The sequence below is a fragment of the Pseudomonas sp. GM84 genome (assembly GCF_000282535.1).
Lineage (GTDB): Bacteria > Pseudomonadota > Gammaproteobacteria > Pseudomonadales > Pseudomonadaceae > Aquipseudomonas.
Genome location: NZ_AKJC01000174.1, coordinates 24,077 through 32,561, shown reverse-complemented (window position 1 = coordinate 32,561; position 8,485 = coordinate 24,077). Strand labels below are relative to the sequence as shown.

The 8,485-nt window shown below is 65.2% G+C and carries 7 protein-coding genes; all 7 read right to left on the bottom strand.

Annotated features, from left to right (window positions below; all coding sequences use genetic code 11):
• Positions 1-136: 136 nt before the first annotated feature.
• Positions 137-316: a hypothetical protein gene (locus PMI38_RS14755; RefSeq protein WP_008095372.1), complete on the bottom strand. Its 180-nt coding sequence runs from the start codon at positions 314-316 to the stop codon at positions 137-139.
• A complete protein-coding gene (locus PMI38_RS14750) occupies positions 313-1,425 on the bottom strand; it encodes a PepSY-associated TM helix domain-containing protein (RefSeq protein WP_008095370.1) in 1,113 nt (370 codons plus the stop codon). The genes PMI38_RS14755 and PMI38_RS14750 overlap by 4 nt, the downstream gene beginning before the upstream one ends.
• A gap of 82 nt (positions 1,426-1,507) precedes the next feature.
• On the bottom strand, positions 1,508-3,940 hold the full coding sequence (locus PMI38_RS14745) for a TonB-dependent siderophore receptor (RefSeq protein WP_008095368.1): 2,433 nt from the start codon (positions 3,938-3,940) through the stop codon (positions 1,508-1,510).
• A gap of 222 nt (positions 3,941-4,162) precedes the next feature.
• Positions 4,163-5,119, bottom strand: coding sequence for a FecR domain-containing protein (locus tag PMI38_RS14740; RefSeq protein ID WP_008095365.1), 957 nt, complete (start codon positions 5,117-5,119; stop codon positions 4,163-4,165).
• Positions 5,116-5,634 carry an RNA polymerase sigma factor gene (locus PMI38_RS14735; protein ID WP_008095363.1) on the bottom strand — a complete coding sequence of 173 codons (519 nt, stop codon included), beginning with the start codon at positions 5,632-5,634 and terminating at the stop codon, positions 5,116-5,118. The genes PMI38_RS14740 and PMI38_RS14735 overlap by 4 nt, the downstream gene beginning before the upstream one ends.
• A 175-nt stretch (positions 5,635-5,809) precedes the next feature.
• A complete protein-coding gene (locus PMI38_RS14730) occupies positions 5,810-6,520 on the bottom strand; it encodes a 3'-5' exonuclease (protein ID WP_008095361.1) in 711 nt (236 codons plus the stop codon).
• Complete coding sequence (locus PMI38_RS14725) at positions 6,517-8,454, bottom strand: putative nucleotidyltransferase substrate binding domain-containing protein (protein WP_008095359.1); 1,938 nt, start codon at positions 8,452-8,454, stop codon at positions 6,517-6,519. The genes PMI38_RS14730 and PMI38_RS14725 overlap by 4 nt, the downstream gene beginning before the upstream one ends.
• Between the last annotated feature and the right edge of the window lie 31 nt (positions 8,455-8,485).

Below are 8,485 nucleotides of genomic sequence, written 5' to 3'. Positions count from 1 at the left end.
GGGCTTGTCCCGCGAACACCGGCGAAGCCGGTGCCATCCACCGCGTTGTTCTCTTCGCGGGACAAGCCCGCTCCCACAGGGTTCGTGCAAGCTCTTGAGTTTTGAGCAAGACAGTACGCCCGCAGCGTAGGCTACCTCAACCGCGCCAGAACAGCGCCCGTGCACTCAACAGTGCGGGAACGCCAAGCCCGACCCACGCCAGCACGTCCCAGCCACCGTCGCCGAGCAGCGCGGCAAACAGCCCGGTAGCCCCCAGCAGGGCGATCAGCAGCGGCCAGCCAAAGAGGCGCCAGGTGGATTGCGATCGGTGGCTCATGGGCGTGCTCCCTTGCCTTTGCGCTGTTTACCCAACCACAGGTACAGGCCGCTGCCGAGCACGACGATGGTCAGCACATCGAGCACCGCCCAGAGAATCTGCATCGGCCGCCCGCCGTAGTCACCGAAGTGCAGCGGCTGGGACAGGCCCATGGCGTCCATGTACCAGGGTCGCTCGCCAACGGCAGTCACGGCCAGGGTACGGGCATCGATCAGCACCGGCGTCAGCAGGTGCGAGGTCAGGTGCGTGGCGCCTTTCATGAACACCGCATAGTGATGCTCGCTGGAGAAGCGCGTGCCGGGGAAGGCGATGAAGTCCGGGCGCATGCCGGGCGCGGCCTGCTCGGCGATGGCCAGCAAGTGGGTGGCCGGCGCGCGTTCGGTGAGTGGTGGGGCGCCGCGGTACGGCTCGACCATGGCGGCCAGGCTGTCGTTGCGCCAGGCGGCGATGACCAGGTCGGAGAGGGCGCTGATCACGCCCGTGACGCCTACCGTCAGTGCCCAGGCCAGGGTCACCACGCCGATCAGGTTGTGCAGGTCGAGCCAGCGCAGGCGCCGGGACTTGTCATGGCGCACCGTGGCGAAGTCCAGGCGGCGCATGAACGGTGCGTACAGCACCGTGCCGGAAACGATCGCCACGACGAACAGCACACCCATGAAGGCCAGCAGCAATTTGCCGGGCAGGCCGGCGAACATGTCCACATGCAGCCGCAGCATGATCATCATGAAACCACCGTTGGCGGCTGGCATGGCCACGGCTTCGCCGGTGCGCGCGTCGAGCATGAAGGTGTGCGATGAGTTGGGCTCGGTGCCGGCGGTGGCGGCGGTGATCGCCATCACGCCGTCGGGTTCGTCTTCATCGAAGCCGAAGTACTGCATCACCTCGCCAGGACGGTGCTGCTCGGCCTTGACCACCAACTGCTGCAGGTCAAGGTGGGGCGTGGTCGCCGGCAGCTCGCGCAACTCGGGGGCATCGCCGAGCAGGTGTTCCAGTTCGTGATGGAAGATCAGTGGCAGGCCGGTGAGGGCCAGCAACAGCATGAACAGGGTGCAGACCAGGCTGCTCCAGGTGTGGATCACCGACCAGCGGCGGATGGTTGGGCTTTTCATTACATTTTGTTTCTCGATGTTCAGAAAGACCAAAGCCGTCCACAGGGGACGGCTTGGTCGGCAATCTCACAACGTCACAGGCTTACCACTTGTAGGTGGCACTGGCGACGACGCTGCGCAGGTCTCCGTAGTAGCAGTAGAACGCGTCGCAGGTGGAGATGTAGTCCTTGTTCAACAGGTTGGTGGCGTTGACTGCCACCGAAGCGCCCTTGAGGCTGTTGTCCAGGCGGCCCAGGTCGTAGTGCACGGCCGCATCGAACACCGTGTAGGCGTCGGCTTTGCCCAGGTAGGTATTGGCCTGGTCGCCGTAGGTATTGCCGGTATAGCGTGCGCCGGCGCCGACACCGAAGCCGTCGAGCACACCCGTATGCCAGGTGTAGTCGGCCCACAACGAGGCTTGCTGGTTGGGCATCAGTTGCAGACGGTTGCCTTTGTACTGGCCGTCCTGCACTTCCGACTTGGCCAGGGTGTAGGCCGCGATCACCTTCAGGTTGTCGGTGACGTCGGACACGGCTTCAAGCTCCAGGCCGTGGACTTTCACTTCGCCGGTCTGGCTGGTGACGGTGACGTTGCCAACGTTGTTGGTGACCGAGACGTTTTTCTGCGTCAGGTCATAGATGGCAGCCGACAGCAAGGTGTTGGAGCCTGGCGGCTGGTACTTGATGCCCAGCTCCCACTGCTTGCCTTCGGTCGGTTTGAACGACTCTTGCGGGTCGACGCTGGCATTGCTGGCCGGCTGGAAGGACTCGGCATAGGACAGGTACGGCACGAAGCCGGAATCGAAGACGTAGCTGATCGCCGCGTTGCCGCTGAAATTGCTGTCGCGCTGGGTGTTGGTGGCATCGCCCTTGTTGAAGAACTTGGTGCCGGTGTGCACCCAGTCTTCACGCCCGCCCAGGGTCAGGCGCCAGTTGTCGAGGGCCATCTGGTCCTGGACGTAGAGGCCGGTCTGGTAGGTCTTCTGGTTGTAGTCGTAGAACGCATCGGAGCGGGGCGGGCGGGTGATCGGCAGGCCGTATTCCGGGTGGTTGACGTTGATGGGCGGCGCCGAGCCGAAGATGGCCAGGTAATTGGTGTTGCTGCGCTGGTGGTCCAGGCCGAGCAACAGGGTGTGGTTGACGGCGCCGGTGGCGAAATCAGCCTGGAAGTTGTTGTCGACCGCGAATTGGCTGATGTCTTCATCGACGTTGGTGGTGCCGCGACCGACATTGCCTTCGTCGTCCACCACCATGCCGAACTCTGGCAGGTAGCTGTTGACGGTGACCGTCTGGAACTCCAGATCCGACTTCGTGTAGCGCAGGTTCTGGCGGAACTGCCACACATCGTTGATGCGGTGCTCGAACGCGTAGCCCAGCGCGTAGTAGGTGCGGTCGTAGAAATCGTAGTCGGGGTCACCGAGGTTCTTGTGGTGCGAGATGTCGCCGAACGGCATGTCGATCTTGGTGCCCTGGATCGGCCGGAACTGGCTGGTGACGCCGGTATCGTCGCGGGTGAACTGGGTCAGGAAGGTCAGCGAGGTGTCTTCGTCGATGTTCCAGGTCAGGCTCGGGGCGATGTTGTAGCGCTTGTCGTCGATGTGGTCGATCTGCGTGCCGCCATCACGGACCACGCCGCTGAGGCTGTACAGGAACCGGCCCTGCTCGTCGAGTTTGCCGGTGCTGGCGAAGTTGATCTGGCGGTGGTTGTCGCTGCCGTACTGCAGTTCGATTTCGTTGGCGCTTTCGGCCTGCGGGCGACGGCTGACCATGTCCAGCAGGCCGCCGGGCGGGGTCTGGCCATAGACCGAGGACGCCGGGCCGCGCAGCAGCGCCAGGCGGTCCAGGTTCCAGGTTTCGGCCTTGGGGTTGGCGTAGACACCGCGCGGCAGCGGCAGGCCGTCGAGGAACTGGGTCGGTTCGAAGCCACGTACGCGCATCCAGTCATACCGGGTGTCGCTGCCGAAGCTGGCGGAGACGATCCCCGGCATGTAGCGCACGGCATCGTCCAGGCTGTGCACGCCGCGGTCGCTCATTTGCTGGCGGGTGGCAACGGAGATCGAGCGCGGCACTTCGACGAGTGCGGTATCGGTTTTGGTGCCTGCGGCCGTGCGCTTTGCGGTGTAGCCCTCGACGGGGCCCCAGGCGCTTTCGTAGCTGGAGTTGGCGTCGATCGTGGTTTCCGGCAACGCCAGTGTCCCTTCTGGGGTCGCCACCAGGCTATAGCTGCCGACGCTGCTCTGCTCCAGTTGCAATCCAGTGCCGCGCAGGGCCGCCTGCAGCGCACCGAGGCCGTCGTACTGGCCGTTGACCGGCGCCGAATTGCGGCCACTGACCAATGCCGGATCGATGGCCAGGGCAATGCCCGACTGGCTGGCGATCTGGTTCAGGGTGTTGGCCAGCGGTGCGGCAGGCAGGTTGTAGGCACGCGGCGCCGATTGCTCGGCGGCGAACAGGGCAGGGCTGGCCAATGGTGCGGCCACGGCGATGGCCAGGGCCATCAGGCTGGGACGCAGGAAACGATCAACAGCGCGGGACATGCAGCGGCTCCTCGACGGATAAGTGCTTTCTGCTTCCTTGCCGAGCGAGATTTGTGAAGTGACAGGGGTAATCTGAAAAAAAGTGAGAATTGTTTGGGTTTGGTTGCAGGCTGCACCAGCCTCTTCGCGGGACAAGCCCGCTCCCACAGGTAAACCACATACCTTGAGGACGGTGGTGAACCTGTGGGAGCGGGCTTGTCCCGCGAAAAGGCCAACGCGGTCTTACTTGGGAACTACGGTCACCCACCACGGCGCATGCCGCTCGATCTTCACCGGCAACGCCGGCACCAGCGATGCCAGGGCCAGGTCGGTGTCGGTCAGCGGGAAACTGCCTGTGACCCGCAGGTTGGCGACTTCATCGGCCACGCCCAGGTGCCCGCTGCGGTACTGGCCCAGCTTGGCCAGCAAGTCGGCCAGGCGCACGTTGTCCACCACCAGCATGCCGCGGGTCCAGGCATCGGCACCGGCCTGCACCGGGTCGACCTGGCCCAGGCCATTGGTGCTCATCAGCACCTGCTGGCCTTCGCGCAATATCTGCTCGTCACCACTGTTCAGCGGCATGGCGGCGACCGAGGCCTGCAGCACCTCCAGGCGTGTGCCGCGATCTTCGCGGCGCACCAGGAAGCGCGTGCCCAGTGGCCGCAGGCGGCCATCGTCGGTGCGTACCAGCAATGGCCGAGGGTCCAGGTGGCCGGTTTCGACCGAAATTTCACCCTGGTGCAGGACCAGTACGCGTTGATCGCCCTGGTAATCGATGTCGACCGCCGTGTGGCTGTTGAGGCTTAGCAGCGTGCCGTCTTCCAGGCGCAAGGTGCGCAACTCGCCGGTGGCGGTGCGCTGGTCGGCCAGCCAGTAGCTGGGCGACAGCGATGGACCGGCGACCCAGGCCAATAGCGAGCCGAGCAGCAGCATGCCGGCCAATCCGCTGCCGGTCTTGGCGATGCGCCGGCGCAGGCCGGCGCGCGATTGCAGCAGCGCCTGACGGGCCGGGCCGGCGGCCGCACCGACGCGTTGGTCGAGGGCGCCAAGCTGGCGCCAGGCGCGGGCGTGCTCTTCGCTGGCGGCGTGCCAGCGCATGAATTCGTTGCGTTCATCGTTCGAGCCACTGCCGTCGTCCAGGCTCAGTTTCCAGGCGATGGCGGCTTCAAGGACGCGGGACGAAACCGGTGAGCCGTTCACGTCGGCTCCCCGTACAGAGCGATATAGCATTGGCGCATGCCTTGAGCGATGTATTGGCGCACTCGCGATACCGAAACCCCAAGGCGCTCGGCGATCTCGGCGTGGCCCATGCCGTCCAGGCGGTTGTGCAGGAAGGCCGCGCGGGCCTTGCTCGACAGCTTGCCGAGCAGGCGGTCGATGGCCTTGAGGTCTTCGAGGATCAGGTGCTGGATTTCCGGGGAGGGATGTTCGGCTTCCGGCAAGCGGGCAAGTTCGGCCAGGTAGGCCTGTTCCAGCGCCGCACGGCGGAAGTGGTCGAACATCAGGCCCTTGGCCACGGCGGCGAGGAAGGCGCGGGGTTCGCGGGGGGTCTCCAGCTGGGTGCGGCCGAGCAGGCGCACGAAGGTGTCCTGGCTCAGGTCTTCGGCACGCTGGCGGCAGGCCATGCTGCGCTGCAGCCAGGCGAGCAGCCAGCCGCGATGGTCGCGATACAGCGCACCGACCAGATCGGCATGTGGGCTTTGTGCTGAAGACACGCAGCGTCCCCCCGGAACGTATGCATTAACTAACGATAATTATTCGCGATTGTTGCAGAGGCGGGGGGTGGCGTGCAATGGACGCTTATCGGAATGCCAGCAGGGTGGGGCTGAAAATGAGTGTTGTCAGTACCGGCCCTATCGCCGGCTTGCCGGCGATGGGGCCAGACCTGAGCTAAAGACCGTGACTCTGCGCCTTGCGCCGCCGCCATCCGCGCAAGCGCTGTTCCAGTTGCAACGGGCTGTCCAGCTGCTGGCGGCGGGCCTGACTCAGCAGGATCAGCGCCAGCTCGGCCGTCACCTGGGCATCGGCGCTGGCGTGGTGGCGCTCTTCGATGTGCAGGTCAAAGCGGGCGACCCAATCGTCCAGCCCGGCTTCGCGCAATACGGTATCGGGGTTGAGCATCGGCGCCAGTTCGGCCACATCGAGAAAGTGCTGCTGCAGCCGGTAGCCAAGGCTCTGCTTGAGTGCCCGGGCCAGCATGCGTTGGTCGAACGGTGCGTGGAAGGCCAGCACCGGGCTGGCGCCGATGAATTCGAGCAGATCGAGCAAGGCTTCGGCCGGGTCGCAGCCGGCAGCCAGGGCACTGGGCCCCAGGCCATGGATCAGTACGCTGGCGTTGGTCTTCTGCGTCGGACGGTGCAGGGTGCGCTCGAACTGCTGGGAAAAATCGATGGCCCCGTCTTCGATGGCAACGGCACCGATCGACAACACCTGATCGCGGCTGGGATTCAAGCCGCTGGTTTCCAGGTCGAGTACGACCCAGCGTTGTTCGCGCAAGGAACAGACACCCAGCGGTGCAGGCTTGGGCAGGCGCGCAAGGCGCTCACGCAGGGCGTCGTCCAGCGGCACAGCGGCAGGGCGCAGCCAGGCGAACAGGCTCATAGCTGGTACCGCAGGGCCAGGCTGCTCTGCAGGCGCTGCGCCTGACGCAGGGACTCGCGCAGGATGCGCCGGTCCAGGTGGTTGAGGCTGTCCGGGTCGAGACGGTTGGAATACGGCAGGTTGTCGCGGCTCTGGCGCTGGTGTTGCTGCATGCGGGTTTGCTGGATGAAGTGGTAGGCCTCTTCATAGGCTGCGCCATCGAGCGCTTCGATGACGCCTTTGTCGACCAGCTGGCGCAGACGCTCCAGGGTGTTGCAGGCGCCAATGCCATTGGCCAGCGCCAACAGGCGGGCGCCATCGACGAAGGGCGTCAGGCCCTGGACCTTGAGGTCGAGGGTGGCGGCCTTGTCGTTGCCCTGGCGGGTCAGCACGAAGTCGCGCAAACGGCCTACCGGTGGCCGCTGGCGCAGGGCATTGTCGGCCAGCATGCGCTGGAAGATACGGTTGTCGGCCACGTGTTCGAGCAGGCTCTGGCGCAACTGCTCGCAACCCTGTTCGTCGCCCCAGACCACACGCAGGTCGAAGTAGATGCTCGAACCCAGCAGGTTTTCCGGGCTGGCCTCGCGGATGAAGCCGGCGAAGCGCCGTGTCCATTCGGCGCGCGACAGGCACAGCTCGGGGTTGCCGGCCATGACATTGCCTTTGCACAGGGTGAAGCCGCACTGGGCCAGGCACTGGTTGATGTATTGGGCCAGTGGCAGCAGGCGGGCGCGGATGCTCTCGGCTTCGGCGCTGTCGCGGGCTTCGAACAGGATGCCGTTGTCCTGGTCGGTGTGCAGCGTCTGCTCGCGCCGGCCTTCGCTGCCAAAGCACAGCCAGCTGAAGGGCACGCCGGGGTCGCCGCGCTCGGCCAGGGCCAGTTCAATCACCCGGCAGACCGTGTGGTCGTTGAGCAGGGTGATGATCTGGGTGATCTGGGTCGAGGAGGCGCCGTGGGCGAGCATGCGCTCGACCAGTTGGCCGATTTCGCCGCGCAGCGATACCAGGGTGTCCAGGCGTGGCGCGTGGCGGATGGTGCGCGCCAGGTGCACCAGGTCGACCCGTTGCAGGGAAAACAGGTCGCGTTCGGAAACCACGCCGCACAGGCGCTGGTTGTCCACCAGGCAGACGTGGGCGATGTGCCGCTCGGTCATGGCCATGGCCGCATCGAAGGCACTGGCTTGCGGGCTGAGGTAGAACGGCTGGGCGGTCATGTGCCGGTCGATCGGCGCCCCGAGGTCGGCGTCGGCTGCTGCCACCACCTGGCGCAGGTCGCGCAAGGTGAAGATGCCCACCGGGTAGCGTTGCGGGTCGACCACCACGATGCTGCCGACCTGCTGCTCGTGCATCAGCCGCACGGCCTCGCGCAGCGGCGTGTCCGGGGCGCAGACCACGGGGTGACGCATGGCCAGCTCGCCCAGCGGTGTGTTCAGCGAATACTGGGTGCCGAGGGTTTCCACTGCACGTTGGCGCACTTGCTGGTTGATCTGGTCGAGCAGGCTGCTGACACCGCGCAGGGCAAAATCTCGAAACACATCCGACATCGAGAACAGGCGGATGAAGGCTGCCTTGTTCAATTGCAGGCAGAAGGTGTCTTCACCGGCCAGGTGCTCGGTACGGGTAGCGCGTTCGCCGAGCAGGGCGGCCAGCGGGAAGCATTCGCCGCTGGTGATCTCGAAGGTGGTTTCCACGCCCGGTTTGACCAGGTGCTGGCGTTCGCCGACCACGCGCCCCTGCTTGACGATGTAGAAGTGCTCGACCGGGCCATCCACGGGCTTGAGGATGCTTTCGCCGCTGGCGTAGAAACGCAGCTGGCACTGTTCCACCAGAAAGCCCAGGTGGCTGTGCTCCATCTGGTTGAACGGTGGGAAGCGCTGCAGAAACTGCAGGGTACCCTGGATGTTCTGCAGGACGGCTGTCCTGCCCGCCTGGCTGTAGGCGTCCTTTTTGCTCATGAAACTGACCGTATCGCTACGCCGAACTATA

What these genes read in the sequence shown, in the direction of transcription:
- PMI38_RS14725 (WP_008095359.1), bottom strand. Translation starts at nt 8,454, where the DNA reads ATGAGCAAAAAGGACGCCTACAGCCAGGCGGGCAGGACAGCCGTCCTG.
- PMI38_RS14755 (WP_008095372.1), bottom strand. Translation starts at nt 316, where the DNA reads ATGAGCCACCGATCGCAATCCACCTGGCGCCTCTTTGGCTGGCCGCTG.
- PMI38_RS14745 (WP_008095368.1), bottom strand. Translation starts at nt 3,940, where the DNA reads ATGTCCCGCGCTGTTGATCGTTTCCTGCGTCCCAGCCTGATGGCCCTG.
- PMI38_RS14730 (WP_008095361.1), bottom strand. Translation starts at nt 6,520, where the DNA reads ATGAGCCTGTTCGCCTGGCTGCGCCCTGCCGCTGTGCCGCTGGACGAC.
- PMI38_RS14750 (WP_008095370.1), bottom strand. Translation starts at nt 1,425, where the DNA reads ATGAAAAGCCCAACCATCCGCCGCTGGTCGGTGATCCACACCTGGAGC.